This is a genomic window from Klenkia sp. AC732 (genome assembly GCF_979256525.1).
Genome location: NZ_CEEDOS010000113.1, coordinates 1 through 274 on the forward strand (window position 1 = coordinate 1; position 274 = coordinate 274).

At 72.6% G+C, this 274-nt stretch carries 1 protein-coding gene; it reads right to left on the reverse strand.

What is annotated here, in order from left to right; translation table 11 throughout:
• Window positions 1-266 (reverse strand): NAD(P)/FAD-dependent oxidoreductase (locus AC0IVP_RS21905; protein ID WP_471759279.1); only part of this gene is annotated, 266 nt, incomplete at its 3' end.
• Window positions 267-274: the final 8 nt, after the last annotated feature.

Consider the following 274-nt stretch of genomic DNA (forward strand, 5'->3'; position numbering starts at 1 on the left):
GAGTCCCCGCCGCCGACGCCCACGCTGTCCTGGTCGCGGCAGACGAAGCCGTCGCAGGTGGCACAGGCCGAGCCGCCGTGGCCGAGCAGGCGCTGCTCGTTGTCCAGGCCCAGGTAGCGGGACTTGGAGCCCGTGGCCACGATCACCGCGTGCGCCAGGTGCGTCTCGCCGCCGACCGTGACCACCTTGGGGGTGGCCGTGAGGTCGACCTCGGTCACGTCGCTTGGCACCAGCTCGGCACCGAAGCGCTCGGCCTGGGTGCGCATGTCGTCCA